The organism is Rhizobium sp. ARZ01 (assembly GCF_014851675.1).
Classification (GTDB): Bacteria; Pseudomonadota; Alphaproteobacteria; order Rhizobiales; family Rhizobiaceae; genus Mycoplana.
Map to the genome: position 1 here is coordinate 592,588 of NZ_JACVAE010000003.1, position 13,970 is coordinate 606,557.

General features: G+C 61.6%; 13 protein-coding genes, 1 tRNA gene and 1 pseudogene. 9 read left to right on the top strand and 6 right to left on the bottom strand.

All coding sequences use genetic code 11. The features are described 5' to 3' along the window. Window positions 1-77: 77 nt before the first annotated feature. A complete protein-coding gene (locus tag IB238_RS20115; protein WP_192251129.1) occupies window positions 78-1,019 on the top strand; it encodes a YihY/virulence factor BrkB family protein in 942 nt (313 codons plus the stop codon). Here IB238_RS20115 and gluQRS read toward each other — a convergent pair. Beyond that, the gene (gene gluQRS / locus IB238_RS20120; RefSeq protein ID WP_192251131.1) at window positions 966-1,889 is read right to left on the bottom strand and encodes a tRNA glutamyl-Q(34) synthetase GluQRS; all 924 of its coding nucleotides are present in this window, start codon (window positions 1,887-1,889) and stop codon (window positions 966-968) included. The two genes, IB238_RS20115 and gluQRS, sit on opposite strands and share 54 nt — an antisense overlap. Before the next feature lie 85 nt (window positions 1,890-1,974). Here gluQRS and IB238_RS20125 point away from each other — a divergent pair, with 85 nt between their 5' ends. Together IB238_RS20125 and IB238_RS20130 are read left to right on the top strand one after the other, a co-directional pair. Further along, window positions 1,975-2,619 carry a DNA-3-methyladenine glycosylase gene (locus IB238_RS20125; protein WP_192251364.1) on the top strand — a complete coding sequence of 215 codons (645 nt, stop codon included), beginning with the start codon at window positions 1,975-1,977 and terminating at the stop codon, window positions 2,617-2,619. Window positions 2,620-2,741: 122 nt separating this feature from the next. Next, window positions 2,742-3,299, top strand: a complete 558-nt coding sequence (locus IB238_RS20130) for an HNH endonuclease (RefSeq protein WP_192251134.1) — start codon at window positions 2,742-2,744, stop codon at window positions 3,297-3,299. A gap of 42 nt (window positions 3,300-3,341) precedes the next feature. Here the strand turns inward: IB238_RS20130 and IB238_RS20135 are convergent, their stop codons facing one another. Continuing rightward, on the bottom strand, window positions 3,342-3,857 hold the full coding sequence (locus tag IB238_RS20135; RefSeq protein ID WP_192251137.1) for a disulfide bond formation protein B: 516 nt from the start codon (window positions 3,855-3,857) through the stop codon (window positions 3,342-3,344). 16 nt (window positions 3,858-3,873) lie between these two features. Beyond that, window positions 3,874-4,461: a YqaA family protein gene (locus IB238_RS20140; protein ID WP_192251140.1), complete on the bottom strand. Its 588-nt coding sequence runs from the start codon at window positions 4,459-4,461 to the stop codon at window positions 3,874-3,876. 160 nt (window positions 4,462-4,621) lie between these two features. Here IB238_RS20140 and IB238_RS20145 point away from each other — a divergent pair. The 4 genes from IB238_RS20145 (at window position 4,622) to IB238_RS20160 (ending at window position 7,414) form a co-directional block, all read left to right on the top strand. After that, window positions 4,622-4,706: transfer RNA gene (locus IB238_RS20145), tRNA-Leu, on the top strand. A gap of 472 nt (window positions 4,707-5,178) precedes the next feature. Then, a complete protein-coding gene (locus IB238_RS20150; protein WP_348648273.1) occupies window positions 5,179-5,703 on the top strand; it encodes a transporter substrate-binding domain-containing protein in 525 nt (174 codons plus the stop codon). A 168-nt stretch (window positions 5,704-5,871) separates the two neighbouring features. Further along, on the top strand, window positions 5,872-6,618 hold the full coding sequence (locus IB238_RS20155; RefSeq protein WP_192251146.1) for an amino acid ABC transporter permease: 747 nt from the start codon (window positions 5,872-5,874) through the stop codon (window positions 6,616-6,618). 13 nt (window positions 6,619-6,631) lie between these two features. After that, on the top strand, window positions 6,632-7,414 hold the full coding sequence (locus IB238_RS20160) for an amino acid ABC transporter ATP-binding protein (protein ID WP_192251149.1): 783 nt from the start codon (window positions 6,632-6,634) through the stop codon (window positions 7,412-7,414). Window positions 7,415-7,904: 490 nt separating this feature from the next. Here IB238_RS20160 and IB238_RS20165 read toward each other — a convergent pair whose 3' ends face one another. Beyond that, window positions 7,905-9,116 (bottom strand): adenylate/guanylate cyclase domain-containing protein, encoded by a 1,212-nt coding sequence (locus IB238_RS20165; protein WP_192251153.1) that lies wholly within the window; start codon window positions 9,114-9,116, stop codon window positions 7,905-7,907. 82 nt (window positions 9,117-9,198) lie between these two features. On the opposite strand from IB238_RS20165, the gene IB238_RS20170 reads away from it, so the two are divergent. Continuing rightward, on the top strand, window positions 9,199-9,465 hold the full coding sequence (locus IB238_RS20170) for a BON domain-containing protein (RefSeq protein ID WP_192251156.1): 267 nt from the start codon (window positions 9,199-9,201) through the stop codon (window positions 9,463-9,465). 71 nt (window positions 9,466-9,536) lie between these two features. Then, window positions 9,537-11,189: an AMP-binding protein gene (locus tag IB238_RS20175; protein ID WP_192251159.1), complete on the top strand. Its 1,653-nt coding sequence runs from the start codon at window positions 9,537-9,539 to the stop codon at window positions 11,187-11,189. A gap of 98 nt (window positions 11,190-11,287) precedes the next feature. Here IB238_RS20175 and IB238_RS20180 read toward each other — a convergent pair. Both IB238_RS20180 and IB238_RS20185 read right to left on the bottom strand, forming a co-directional pair. Continuing rightward, window positions 11,288-12,451: pseudogene (locus tag IB238_RS20180) on the bottom strand (GNAT family N-acetyltransferase); the annotation flags it as partial. 103 nt (window positions 12,452-12,554) lie between these two features. Further along, complete coding sequence (locus tag IB238_RS20185; protein ID WP_192251165.1) at window positions 12,555-13,967, bottom strand: lipopolysaccharide biosynthesis protein; 1,413 nt, start codon at window positions 13,965-13,967, stop codon at window positions 12,555-12,557. Window positions 13,968-13,970: the final 3 nt, after the last annotated feature.

Here is a 13,970-nt window from a genome sequence, read left to right on the forward strand (position 1 = left end):
CATATTCACGGGGCGCTGACAATCGCGCCGAATGTACAAGCCTCGCAGAAGAGGTTGCCCACGAACGGGGACGGAAAATGCCGACCGCTCTACGCCTCCTCTACAAGGTCGTCTACGACGCGATCTGGCACTTCACCCTGGACGACGGCTGGGCAATGGCAAGCCACGTGGCGCTGTCGACGCTGCTTGCGGTCTTTCCCTTCCTGATTTTCGGTACCGCCCTCGGCTCCTTCCTGGGCGCGGACCAGTTCGCCGATACCGCCGTCCACCTGATCTTCGACACCTGGCCGGAATCGATCGCCGCCCCGATCTCGCGCGAGGTGGTGGCGGTATTGACGATCCCGCGCGGCGGGCTTGCGACCATTTCGGTGCTCGCCGCTGCCTATTTCGCCTCAAACGGCGTGGAGGCGTTGCGGGCGTCCCTCAATCGCGCCTATCGCGTTGCCGAAACGCGCTGGTGGTATGTCACCCGGCTTACCAGTCTCGGCTTTGTCATTTTGGGCGTGGTCGCGCTTGCCGCCATCAGTATTGTGCTTGTGGCGGCCCCCCTTGCCGTGCGCGCGACTGACCAGTGGATGCCATGGCTCGGCTATGTCTACTCACTGGTTCTCGAGTGGGGCATCTTTGGCACGCTGATCGTGCTGTTTGTGGGGTTGCTGATCGCGCACCTGTGGCTTCCGGCCGGTCATCGGCGCATTTCCGACGTGCTTCCGGGAATCATTCTGACGCTGGTGGCGTGGAGTATCGGCGCCTATCTGTTCGCCTCCTACCTCGCTGCCTTTTCGACCTATGTGAAGACCTACGCCGGGCTGGCCTCGATCATGATCGCGCTGGTTTTCCTCTACATCATCGGCGTGATCTTCATACTCGGCGCGGAGATCAACGCGGCACTGATGAAATACCGGGTCAAGCGGCTGATCCTCGACCGGCTGCGAGGTCGTAAGCTGCCAGCCGAAACGCCCGCCTCAATCGAGGACGAGGCAATCGCGCGCGAACAGGGCGCGGAGGTCCGCCGGTAGCAGGCCCTTGTCCCGATAAGCAGCAATCCCCGTATCCATGTTGCTCTTGGAAAGCTTCCTGCCCTCGGCGCCCCGCACCAGCCCGTGATGGCGGTACAGCGGCTGCGGCAGGTCGAGCAGCACCTGTAGCAGGCGATGGACCGAGGTGGCGTGAAACAGATCCTGCCCGCGCACGATGTGCGTCACGGCCTGGGCCGCGTCGTCCAGCGTCACCGAGAGATGATAGCTCGAGGGCGAATCCGGTCGCGACAGGATGACGTCGCCCCAGCGTTCCGGCTGCGCCGACACCAGACCGGTCTCGCCGTCCGGCCCCATCCCTGCTTCACTCCATTCGAGGCTGCGGCCGTCCAGTTTGACTTTTGCCGCTTCGATTGCAGCGTCCATGTCCAGTCGCCAGGCATGTTGGCGTCCTTCGGCAATCCAGTTGAGCGCAAGCGCGGGGTCGAGCCGGCGCTCCTCCGTCGGATAGCAGGGAGCGCCGTCGGGATCGCGTGGCCAGATTCCGCCCGAAGCCTCGAATGTCGCCACCCGCTCGCGTACCTCGCCGCGGCTGAGAAAGGTGGGATAGGCGAGAGCGCGTTCTATCAGTTCGTCGAGCGCCCGTTGATAGAAGGGAAAATGCTCCGACTGGCGCCGCACCGGTCGTTCCCATTCGAGCCCGAGCCAATGCAGATCGCGGTAGATCGCCCCTTCAAACTCCGGCCGGCAACGCACCGTATCGATATCCTCGATCCTCAGCAAAAAGCGCCCGTCGGCTGCCATGGCGAGATTGTGGTTGAGGATCGCCGAATAAGCATGCCCGAGATGCAGAAGCCCGTTGGGGCTCGGCGCGAAACGAAAGACGGCTTGCTTTGACAAAGGCGAATCCATCAGGTTTTCTTGCACGAATCCGGCGCGGGGGCCACAGGTGCTGCCCGACGGGGAGGCCGATCCCAGCCACGGGAACACCATGCAACTGCACATGATCCGATCTCAGGCGGACGTCGCTGCCGGTCTCGTTGACCTCGCGCTGCTCGATTCCCGCCTCTTTACCGTCATCGACAAGGCCGGTTCGGTGCCGCTGCGCCTTCACGATCCCGGCTATCGCGGGATGGCCGGCATCATCGTTTCGCAGATGGTGTCACGGGCCAGCGCCGACGCCATCTGGCGGCGGCTCGAGGAAGTCGCCGGAGAGATCACACCGCACCACGTTCTCGGCCTGACCGATGCCGATTGCCGTGCGGCCGGGCTTTCGCGAGCCAAGGCCGAGACGCTACGTCGCGTCGCCGAGGCTGTCGACCGCGGCACTGTCGATCTGGATGCGATCTGCCACATGGATGCTGCGGATGCGATCCGGTCGCTGACTGCGATCAAGGGCATAGGGCGCTGGACGGCCGAGGTCTATCTGCTCTTCTGCGCCGGGCATCCTGATATCTTTCCCTCCGGCGACGTTGCCCTGCAGAACGCCGTGGCGCATGCGCTCGGCCTGGCGGTGCGTCCCTCGCAGGCGGAACTCGACCAGATTGCCGAGGTTTGGTCACCCTGGCGGGGCGTGTCAGCGCGCCTCTTCTGGGCCTACTATGCGCGCGAAATGCGCCGTGAGGTCGCGCCGCTTGCGTGAGGCTTGCGCCGGATGGTTGCAAACGTGCAAAAGCGTGATCCGCTTTTCCTTTCCGGCTTCACAATGCTGTAGCAACGGTCCTAATATAAAGGGGCAGATGCCGAATCGATCAGGAGAATCACTTGACGATTTCAGTTTCACCACAGGCCCTGCCGGCGCTCGTCTTGAACGCTGACTATCGGCCGCTGAGCTACTATCCCTTGTCGCTTTGGTCCTGGCAGGACGCGATCAAGGCCGTCTTTCTTGATCGCGTGAACATCATCGCAGAATACGAGCACTCGGTTTCCTCGCCGAGCTTCACCATGCGCCTACCGAGCGTCGTCTGCCTCAAGACCTATGTCCAACCGTCGCGCTATCCAGCTTTTACCCGCTTCAACGTGTTCCTGCGCGACAAGTTCGAATGCCAGTATTGCGGCACGTCGGACGATCTCACCTTCGATCATGTTGTTCCGCGCGCCCATGGCGGTGAAACGACCTGGTGCAACGTGGTCGCAGCCTGCTCGCCCTGCAATTTGCGGAAGGGAAGCAAGCTGCCGAAGCAGGCCGGCATGTTCCCGAGCCAGAACCCCTATCAACCGACCGTGCAGGACCTACACAACAACGGCCGACTCTTCCCGCCGAACTACCTGCATGAAAGCTGGATGGACTATCTCTACTGGGATGTCGAACTGCAGCCCTGACCGGTCCTCCGCCGGCCCCTTCCTGGCGCGTTGCCTTCCGCTTCAGACCTTTCTCGCCCGCACGCCGGCAAATGCGATCGCCGCGAAGAAGAGGCTCGCGATAACGTTCCAGCCGGCAAAGGACAGTCCCAGTACGCGCAGCGATGCCTCCGTGCAGGACGGGGGCATTTTTCCGTCGAGATCGCCCAGCAGATCACCCGCATTCTGGGTCACGCCCTGGGCCGATGTCGCGCAGGTCGAAGGCCCTTCCCAGAAGCCCCACTCAGCACCGGCGTGATAGACGCCCATGCCGGCGCCGACCAGCATCATGATGCCGACGATCACAAGCAGTCCCCGCGTCAGCCATGCCGGTCCATTGAGCGCGGCCGAAAGGGCTGCCAGCCCCGCGACCGGAATGGCGTAGTAGTAGGGCAGTCGCTCGAGGAGGCAGAGCGCGCAGGGGATGTATCCGCCGATGTGCTCGAATCCCAGCGCACTGCCGACCGTCGCGGCGAGGCCGAGGGTCAGGAGCAGGGCGTGGGGCAGGGCGGCTTTGCGGTTTTGCAGCGCGGTTGACATAGGTGTGCGTTCCTTCTCAGGCGACGTAGCGGTAGGCGGCATAGATTGCGATCAGAAGGGCCGCGCCGATGCCGGCAATCAGGCCGAGCTGCTTTTCGATGAAATGCCGGATCGGCTCGCCATAGCGGCGAAGCAGCCAGGCGAGGAAGAAGAACCGCGCGCCGCGTGCCAGTATCGCGGACACGATGAAGAGACCGAGATTGATGTTGGCGGCACCGGAGAGGATGGTGACGACCTTGATCGGCGGCAAGTGCGCCAGTCCGGACGTCACCAGCAGCAAAAGCAGCGTCTCATAGCCGACGGAGGCGCGCATCTCCTCGAAAACGTGAAGCTTTCCATAGAAGGCGAGAACCGGCTTGGCGACCGCCTCGAAGGCATAGTGGCCAAGATACCAGCCGGCGATACCACCCAGGACGGATGCTACGGTTGCCACGAGCGCATAGCGCCACAGCCGCTCAGGTCGGGCGAGGCCCATCGGCAGGAACAGCACGTCGGCGGGGATGAGAAAGACCGAGCTCTCGACGAAGGCGATGATGGCGAGCCAGGCCTCCGCCGACTTGCGCGCTGCAAGCGACATGGTCCAGTCATAAAGGCGTCGAAGCATGAATGCGTCCCGGTTTGAAGATCAGCCGCTTTTACCAGCCCCCCCATCTTTGTAAATCTCTGCACGGTTTTGTGATCGTGATGAAGCGAAAGGGCATTTGCCGGTTGACCCACCCGAAATGCTTCGTGTAAACGGCGATGACTGTTGTCACAGGTCCCGTGCCCCATTGGCGGAACTGGTAGACGCGCTCGACTCAAAATCGAGTTCCGAAAGGAGTGCTGGTTCGATTCCGGCATGGGGCACCATAAAGTTCTGGATTCCTCCAGAAAAATCAATGAGTTCAACGCTTTAGGCCTCCCCCTTGGGGCATATCTTGGTACACGGAAGGTACAATCGTGGATCTCAGAAACGTTAGCCGCACCCGAGTTGATTTTGACGCGCTGCGCGCCGCCTCCGATAGATAAATGTGAAGGCATCCTTCGTGGACCAAGAGCGAATGCGTCTCAGCGCCGTCAAATAGCGGCGTCCAGCCAGCGCGGGTCCCCGAAACAAGCGACACAAGCGCGCGGGAAGTTCGATCGAACTCCTTTTTGTTCCGGCTCGTAGGAAGGCATGCCGCCAGGGGGCAAACGTGACAGATAGCGCCAGCGGATAGAAAGCGAGCTTTCGGGATCCAGCAGCATTTCAGGAAGGTCCAGTCCGGGATAGGAGACGGGCGCCACGCCATGTGGCGCGAAGTTGCATGCAGTGGCGTAGCTTGTATTGCCGCGCATCTAGGTGCGCACACTTCAAAGCTTCCCCCCTAGGCCGGACGGCTCGTCGGCAACATTCCATTGGTGCATCAATTATACCCAGAATACCGACCTGTGCGGAAAGCGGGTTGGCGCCGTGAAGGGGAGCGCCACAGCCAAAATTGCAGAAGAGTTGTCCGCTCGCTGTAAGGCTGAAGGCAAGCCCGAAATCGCTCAGAACGTCTTTCCGTACGACAGTTCCGGGATGGTGGCCGTTCGTAGCGGCCGCATCGACGCGCATCTGCTTGATTCGGTGGTTGCCGGATACGAAGCGACCACGGCGAAAGGCAAGGCGGCCTTCCGCGTCGTGTTGCCCGAACTCCAGCCAACCAAATTCCTGTACGGATTCGTCGTATCGAAACAAAACCCGGCCCTGACAGAAGCGATGGCCGCCGCGCTCGGCGACATGGTGGCCGACGGCTCCTACAAGGCAATTCTGGACAAATACGGGGCCGGCGATAGCGCCGTGACAAAGGTCACCGTCAATGCAGGCGTAAAGCAAGCGCAATGACCTTCGCTCCGTCTGTGCCCAACGCGCATGCGCTCCCGATCGCAGCAGTTCCCGCGCTATCCCGGCCGCTGGGCTGCCGCGGCCATCTGCCTAAACGTTGGAGTTTCCATCGCCTACGCCTTTGCGACTTCGGACAACATCGAGTGGTCAGCTGTCAGCGAGTTTTTCATGGCAGAGAAGATCGTGAGCGGCCTGTGGCTTACGCTGTTCCTTACGGTCGCAGCCCAGGCCATAGGCACGGCCGGGGGCATATTGCTGGCGGCGATGTCGATCTCTCCAAATGGACTTCTGAAAGCGGTCAGCGCATTCTATATCTGGATCTTTCGCGGCACTCCGGCGCTGATCCAGATCATATTCTGGTTCAATATCGCGCTGGTGTTCCCCAACATCTTCATCGGGGTTCCTTGGACGAGTATCGGCGTCTCCTACCCGACAAACTCGCTCATTACTCCGCTGGTTACGGCTGTTGTTGCACTTGGCCTCAATGAGGCGGCCTACATGGCCGAAATTGTCCGTGGCGGATTGCTGTCCGTCGATTCGGGACAGCGTGAAGCTGCAGCGTCAATTGGCCTCACGCATTCCAAAGCCCTGCGGTACATCATTCTGCCGCAGGCGCTGCGCGCCATCATCCCCCCGACCGGCAACGAATTGATCTCGATGTTGAAGAATACGTCGCTGGTTTCAGTGATCGCGGCGCAAGAGTTGCTGACGTCTATGCAACAGATCTATGCGATGAACTTTCTGACCATAGAGTTGCTGATTGTCGCAAGTATTTGGTATTTAATACTGACTACTCTCGCAACAATTGCGCAAGGTTTCCTGGAGCGCTGGCTCGCGCGCACGGACCGCGCTAGGCCGAAGCCAGCCCTCTATGCTGTGCTGTGGAAACGCTCCGCGCGCTCCAAGGCTCTGTAGTGAGGAGCATGTTATGACAGTTCTCAGCGCCCAACACGTACACAAGTCCTTCGGGAGCGTGGAAGTGCTCCACGACATCTCGTTGTCGGTCGAGCCCGGGCAGGTTGTCTGCCTGCTCGGTCGGTTGGGGTCCGGAAAATCGACGTTCCTGCGTTGTATAAACCACCTCGAAACCATCAATGCCGGTCGCATCTATGTCGGCGGGACGCTCGTAGGATACGAGGAGCGCAACGGCAAGCTACACGAACTCAAAGAGGCCGCGATCTGCAAGGTCCGTCAGCAGACGGCCATGGTGTTCCAGAACTTCAATCTGTTTCCGCACTTGACGGCACTGGAGAATGTTACCATCGGGCCGCAGCGTGTGCTCGGAGTGGATAAGCGTCAATCCATCGAGGACGCGGAACATCTCTTGGCGAAAGTCGGACTGCAAGGTCGCGGCGGCAGTTACCCCAAACAGTTGTCGGGTGGGCAGCAGCAGCGGATAGCGATCGCCAGGGCGATGGCGATGAAGCCAAAGCTTATTCTCTTCGATGAGCCAACGTCGGCGCTGGATCCCGAACTCGTGGGCGAGGTGCTCGCGGTCATGCGAAAGCTTGCCGATGACGGGATGACAATGATCGTTGTCACCCATGAGATGGGATTTGCAAGAGACGTGGCAGACCGCGTCGTTATCTTGGCCGACGGCAGGATCATCGAGCAGGGGACACCGAAGGATATCTTCGACAATCCCTCCGATCCGCGCACGGCCTCCCTGATCGGGCGCAAGCCGGCACATCAGACGGCGATCGCTTCATGATTGGTCGTGTCGGAACTCAAGTTGTGTGCTCGATCGAAGACGGATGCTGTGATCGTCGGTGGCGGAGCCGCCGGTGGATGTGGTCATTGCCCCGTGACGTGAAAATTCTCGATGGGGCCGGGCAGGCAGCGCCGTCCCATCCGGCAGAGGAGGAGTGACTATGGCTCCCACAATTCAGAGCGGATGGATTGCCCAGGCCGGGACCTACCGCAGCTTTCCAGCCCTTTCTGGTGAAGTCACGACGGACTGGCTGGTGGTTGGTGGTGGTTTCACCGGGGCAGCTTTCGGCCGCCCGCGAACTGGCCGAAAGCTGCCCCGGCGACCGCCCTCGCCATATTTATCCCCCTTTTGATCCCCCCTTTTGCTTTTGGCTTCGGGTGAACAAACGCGTACTACGCTGACAACTGGTGTCGCCATCGACGTGTTGGGTGCACCTGGTTGGCATGAAAATGCGTTGAAGCCTGCCGGGTGACTCTGTCTCCGGCGGGCTTCAGTTCGTTTCCGGGTCGAGCGTAAAGAGTTCGGTTGCCCGGCTGACGCCGCGAAGCGCGTAGCGGCCAAGAGAAACCATGTCGGCGGCGCGCTTCTTTGGACAGGCGTCAACGAAGTCTCGGGACATCAGCACATCAAGATCCACCGACGTACAAAGCGAAGAGATACGGCTGACCTTGTTCACTGCGGGGCCGACGACCGTAAAGTCCAGGCGGCCACGGCTGCCAATGTTGCCGTAGAAGACTTCTCCGACATGGAGACCCAGGTAGACGTCCGTAGCAGGCAGGCCGGCGGCCCTTCGCCTGGCATTGAGATCCGACAGGTTGCGATGCATCGAACGTTCGGCATCGAGCGCGGCAGCGCAGTCGGCTTGTCGGTCGCTGGAGCGGAATATCGCAAGCACGCCGTCACCGATCAGCTTTAATACGTTACCGCCATGATCGTGGACCGCACTGATCACGAGCTCTGCATAGTCGTTGAGGAAGGGGATGATCTGCTCGGGATCGGAATTGTCGGAGATCCTCGTGTAATCGTGCAGGTCGGAGAACCAGATCACCGCGTCGATCTTCTCGACTTCCCCGCGATTTATATGGCCGCTGACGACCTTCCGCCCTGCATCCCGCCCCAGGTAGATCTCGGCCAGCGTGCCGATAATCCGGATCGATGCGGCGCACTTGATTGCAAGCGCCAAAATTGGCAACAGCGCGCGAAGTGCCACGAGGTTCTCCTCATCGAAGCCGTTCTCGTCCCGCGTTGTCCAGTGAGAGGAGAAGGCGTCCATTTCACCAACGCGCCCGCGGTCGGTGAAGCGGTGGATCATTGCGACATAATCGGTGTGTCCGTCGTCCTTGAGCTCCTGCAGGCTGTAGAAATCGGCCGGCGCGCCTTTTGCAAACTGGCGGCGAATTTCGTCCGCTTTGCCGTGTAGGAGTTCATGGAAAATGGAGGCTTCCCAAACGTCCTTCGCGCGCCCCTCCTTCGTCGGTGCGTATTCGACCACGGGTGAGACGGTGTTCAAGCTATCCCACTGGAAGGCGCGTCCCTCGAATTCGGGGTGCAGCGTGTCGATGAGGCAGAGTACACGCGCGATGCTCATGCCGGCCGCATTGCAACGTTCGCAGAATCCGGCAATTAATTCCGCTTCGTCCATCCCCTCGTAGCCCTGCCTGGACAGCCACAGGGCGATGTCGTGCAGTTCCTGATGGTCCATGAGATGATCCGCTTGGGTCTTGACTGTGGAGGATTGCAGGAAAGATCCCAATTGTACATCGCGCAACGTCTCGGAGGTTCCAATGGTCTTCAAGGAAGGTACATTTCACGGCGAACTGCCTGAACACTTCGACGGACCGCACCCCGCCCTGCTCGAAACGGCAGTCGCAGATGCGCTGGCGGCGGCCGGCACGATCGATCCTTCGGATGTTGCGGTGACGTGCGAGAACGGGACGGTATACCTGACGGGACGCCTCGGATCGCTCGAGGAGATCGACCGGGCAATCGCCATTGCCCGATCCGTCGATGGTGTCAGGGGCGTGGAAGCCCAGCTTTCCGCCGGGCCGTGAGCCAATCGCACCGTTGCCGCAGGTGCGCCGGAAATGGTAGTGCAGTGCAGCGAAAAGGGGCTGCGTTGCAAATGCTTTCCGAACGGACGACCTACGAGGACCTCTACGACGACTTCCGCTGGACCATTCCGGAGCGGTTCAATATCGGAACCGCCGTCGCGGATGCCTGGGCCATACGGGATCCCGATCGCATCTGCCTTCAGCATTTCTGCTACGATGGAAACCATCAAGGCCTGACATATGCTGAACTGGCCGCCCGTTCGTCGGCATTTGCGCGGGGGCTTGCCCGGCGCGGCGTCAAGGCGGGCGACCGCGTGGCGATCCTGCTGCCGCAGGGGTTCGAAACAGTGATCGCCCATCTCGCGATCTACAAGCTCGGGGCGATCGCCCTGCCGCTGGCGTTGCTCTTCGGGGCTGAAGCGCTGGAGTTTCGCCTGCGCGACGCGGCGGCAAAGGCGATCGTCACCAACGGCTTCGGCTTCGAGCGGCTGGCAGAGATACGGGATCGGCTCGAGGAACTGTCACTGATCGTCCTTTCAGACGGCGAGGGGCAGGGGAGTGTGCCCTTCGCGGCCATCGAGGAAGACACCGGTGTGCCGTTCGACGCTTTTGATAGCGGTCCGGACGACCCGGCACTGATGATCTACACCTCCGGCACGACGGGTCCGCCGAAGGGGGCGCTACATGGCCATCGCGTGTTGCTCGGTCACGTTCCGGGTTTCCAGATGCACCATGAATTCCTGCCGCAGCCGGGCGATCGGATCTGGACGCCGGCCGACTGGGCCTGGGCCGGTGGATTACTGAACGTCCTCTTGCCGGCACTGTTGCTCGGCGTCCCGGTCGTCTCGTCGCCGGGCCAGAAATTCGACCCGCACATGGCATACCGGATCATGGCGGAGATGGACGTTCGCAACGCCTTCATTCCGCCGACTGCACTGCGCCTGATGAAGAGTGTCGAAAATCCGAGAGAACGCTACCGTCTCAACTTGCGCACGATCGGTACGGCGGGGGAGTCGCTCGGCCGGGAGACTTGGGAGTGGGTGCGTCGTACGCTCGGCATCACCGTCAACGAGTTCTACGGCCAGACCGAATGCAACATCGTCATCGGCTCAATCGGCAGGTTGGACGTGTCGCGTCCGGGACCGATCGGCAAGGCCGTGCCGGGCCACGTCGTGGCTGTCATCGATGCGGACGGCCGCGAACTGCCTGCCGGTGAGACCGGCCAGATCGCCGTGCGGCGGCCCGATCCGGTGATGTTCCTGCGCTACTGGAACAACGAGCCTGCAACGAAAGCAAAATTCGTCGGTGACTGGATGACGACCGGGGATATGGGGCGCATGGACGAGGAGGGCTACATCACCTTCATCGGCCGCGACGACGATGTCATCACGTCATCGGGCTATCGCATCGGTCCCAGCGAGATCGAGGACTGCCTGGCTGGCCATCCCGCCGTGCAACTGGCCGCCGTGGTGGGCAAGCCCGATCCCGTGCGCACAGAGATCGTCAAGGCTTATGTCATGTTGGGATCGGAGCATGCCGCCAGCGAAAGCCTCGCCGCCGACATCCGCGACTGGGTGAAGAGGCGGCTTTCGATGCACGAATATCCGCGCGAGGTGGAGTTTGTCGAAAGCCTGCCGCTCACGACGTCGGGTAAGGTCATCCGCCGGTTTCTGCGCGAGCGTGCGATAGCGGAGGCGAGATCCGCAGCGTCGCTTGACGCTTAGATTCGTCCCACGAAGGGCACAGAGACACATTGCTGGGGCGGATGATATCACAAGGCACGTGGTAGCCGTGCCGGCGGATGCGTTCGAAAACTCCGGTGCTATCGCTTCGCCAGCGCCCGGATCTTGTCCCGCAAGAGACGGGCAACGTTGCGGGTGTTGCGATAGAGATGCAGTTGCGCTGCGACCTGGCGGACGTCCCGGTCGCGGTTCTGCTGCAGGCCGATAACCAGCGTTCCCATGCCTTCGCGCTCTTCCCAGAAGCGGCTCATCACGGGGTGGTCGGGCACGGCGCAGGAATCCGAGCGGACGATATTTGCGTCGTCGAGATGCCATTCCGTAAGTTGCGCCACAAGTAGTTTCCCCGGCGAGAAGCGCGCGAAGGCCTCGTCGTAGGCCGTCTTCCAAGTATAGGCCTCGCCGCCGGCCAGAAACACGATCATCGAGGCGATCGCCTTGCCGTCGAGGTCGAGCGTGTGGATGCGAACGCTGTCGGCTTCAGCAAGGTTGGTGATGGCCTCGCGCGCAAAGGCGGCACGATAGCGGTCGTTGATCATTGCCGTCCGGCCGCGACCCTTCCAACCGGCTGCCTCCAGCAGCAAGAACTGTTCCATGCGCATCCGGATCTCGCCCGGCTGGCGCGCGACATTGTAGGAGACCTCTCCCACTTCTTCGAGCTTTCGCCACTGGCGTTGCAATTCTCGGAAATGTTGCGGTGAAATTGCGTTCTTTATGTAGGCTGGGCCATCCAGGAGGCTCTCGAGCATCGGCCGGCGGTAGGTGCCGGTCACCGTCAGCGGCAGGTTTCTGCCGATTGCGACGGCGCGGGCAAGGGCTGCGAAGGCACCGTCTAGGCGCAGGTCGGGCAACACGAGTATCGGTGGCAAGCCGTTTCCGGGGGCCGCCAGCGCCTCGTAGAGGTTGTCGATCGTTTCTGCCGCTTCCTCGACATCGACCAGCGGCGTGCCAAGCGGGCCGAAAGGATTGGACCAGGCGCGGATGATGCCTGCACCGATGGAGAATCCCGGCTTTTCGACGGAGAACGGCATGAGGAGGCGGATGCGGCTGCGCCGCGCGTCCTCGTCGCGGATCAGCGACAGGCGCACCGTGCGATCCTCGAGGCGCGGCATGGCGGGCGCGAGAAAGCGTCCCGTGAAGAAGACATTCGGTTCCAGCGCGCGGTTTGCGAGGAAATCGAGTTCCTGCTGCAATTCGTAGCCGGCGACCGCCGGGTAGAGCGAGAGCGAGCGGCCGGGTCTGCCGACCGGAATTCGGTACTCCGCCATTGGAGCCTGCGGTGCGCCAACTGGCGGATCGCCGAACGGCGCTCCTCCTGCATTATTGCTTGGTCCCGAAATAAAGGTCATGTCAGTCAGTCCTGTCCTGCCGGCGCCTTACAGGCGCGGCGAACGCAAAGAGAGTGATGTCGAGTGTGCGCCGCACGGCGGCAAACAGAAGCAGAGCCTCAATGGCCATCGCCCCGGCCGTCGCAATGGCGGCGCCGGAGATGCCAAAGGCTGGAATGAGCGCGATATTGAGGCCGATGTTGGCGATGAGCGCTGCGGCATAGAGCGCCACGCAGAGCTTTTGTTGGCCGGCCATCGTCAGGAGCACTTCGCCAGGCCCCACTGCGGCTTTTGCAAGGATGCCGAGCAGCAGGATGACCATGACGCCATAGCCTGCGGTAAAGGCGGGGCCGAACAGCGACAACAGGAAATCACCCAAAAGCAGCATGCAAAGTCCGACGGCGAGCGACGGCCAGAAGCTCCAGCGCACAGTCTCTCCGGCGAATGCGGCGAGGCCCAGGCGGTCGCCCTGGCCGTAGAGTGCGGAAAAGCGCGGGGCCGCGGCGGCCTTGACTGAGAACAGCACGAAATGGACGAGCGCCATCGTCTTTGCCGCGGCAAAATAGATTGCGACGCTCTCCGGATCGAGCACCAGGCCGACAACCACGACGTCCGAGTTCGTCAGCAGGAAGCCGAATCCTTCGATCAGGAAGATTGGCAGCGCCATCCTTATCCAGGTCCCGAACTCGATGCGATGCGCCCCGCGCTGATAGGTGTGCCGCAACCGATAGGCCACGTTGAAGAACTGCACGACGGAGGTGAGATAGGTGGCCGCGAGGGCGGCGCCCATGGCGGTTTGGGCACTGTGAGGAGAACCCGACATGATGGCCACTACGAGGAACAGCAGGATGAGCAGCGGTCGCACGATATAGGTCGGGCTCAACGCCACCACCGCCCAGCTGTGAGCGCGTGCCGTCCCCTCCAGCACGTCTCCGAGCGCAATCATCGGCAGGCAGAAAATCCCCAGATAGACCGGTACGACGTAGTAAGTCTCGATACGATCCCCAAAAAGCCAAAGCCCGAGCAAGCCGAGGGCTGCAAGCAGGCTCGCGGACGCCATGGCGAATGTGCGGGCCGTCGCCGTCAGGCCACGGATTTCCTCGAATGCGTTGCGCTCGCTGTATTGCGGCAGGAAGCGAACAACCGTCGAGTGAAAACCGAGGCACGAGAGATTGCCGAATATGACGACCAGCACCCAGACGAACACGAAGATGCCGTACTCGAATTCGCCCATCATTCGCGCCATGATGATCTGGGAGACGAAGGCGATCGCGGCGCTGACGACGCGGATGACGAAAGCGATCAACGCCATGCGCTGCGCGCGAGAATGGGGATCGTTACCGGCGAGAATCGCTGCGAGATGGCGCAGGAGCGGTGCGGCCTTGCGGCGCAGCCCATTTGGCAGCAGCTTTTCCGCCGACTGAATAACCGCCATGAA

Excerpts from the sequence above, each read along its gene's own strand:
- IB238_RS20155 (WP_192251146.1), top strand. The coding sequence starts at position 5,872 with ATGGCAGAGAAGATCGTGAGCGGCCTGTGGCTTACGCTGTTCCTTACG.
- gluQRS (WP_192251131.1), bottom strand. The coding sequence starts at position 1,889 with ATGGATTCGCCTTTGTCAAAGCAAGCCGTCTTTCGTTTCGCGCCGAGC.
- IB238_RS20115 (WP_192251129.1), top strand. The coding sequence starts at position 78 with ATGCCGACCGCTCTACGCCTCCTCTACAAGGTCGTCTACGACGCGATC.
- IB238_RS20140 (WP_192251140.1), bottom strand. The coding sequence starts at position 4,461 with ATGCTTCGACGCCTTTATGACTGGACCATGTCGCTTGCAGCGCGCAAG.
- IB238_RS20165 (WP_192251153.1), bottom strand. The coding sequence starts at position 9,116 with ATGGACCATCAGGAACTGCACGACATCGCCCTGTGGCTGTCCAGGCAG.
- IB238_RS20160 (WP_192251149.1), top strand. The coding sequence starts at position 6,632 with ATGACAGTTCTCAGCGCCCAACACGTACACAAGTCCTTCGGGAGCGTG.
- IB238_RS20175 (WP_192251159.1), top strand. The coding sequence starts at position 9,537 with ATGCTTTCCGAACGGACGACCTACGAGGACCTCTACGACGACTTCCGC.
- IB238_RS20135 (WP_192251137.1), bottom strand. The coding sequence starts at position 3,857 with ATGTCAACCGCGCTGCAAAACCGCAAAGCCGCCCTGCCCCACGCCCTG.
- IB238_RS20170 (WP_192251156.1), top strand. The coding sequence starts at position 9,199 with ATGGTCTTCAAGGAAGGTACATTTCACGGCGAACTGCCTGAACACTTC.
- IB238_RS20185 (WP_192251165.1), bottom strand. The coding sequence starts at position 13,967 with ATGGCGGTTATTCAGTCGGCGGAAAAGCTGCTGCCAAATGGGCTGCGC.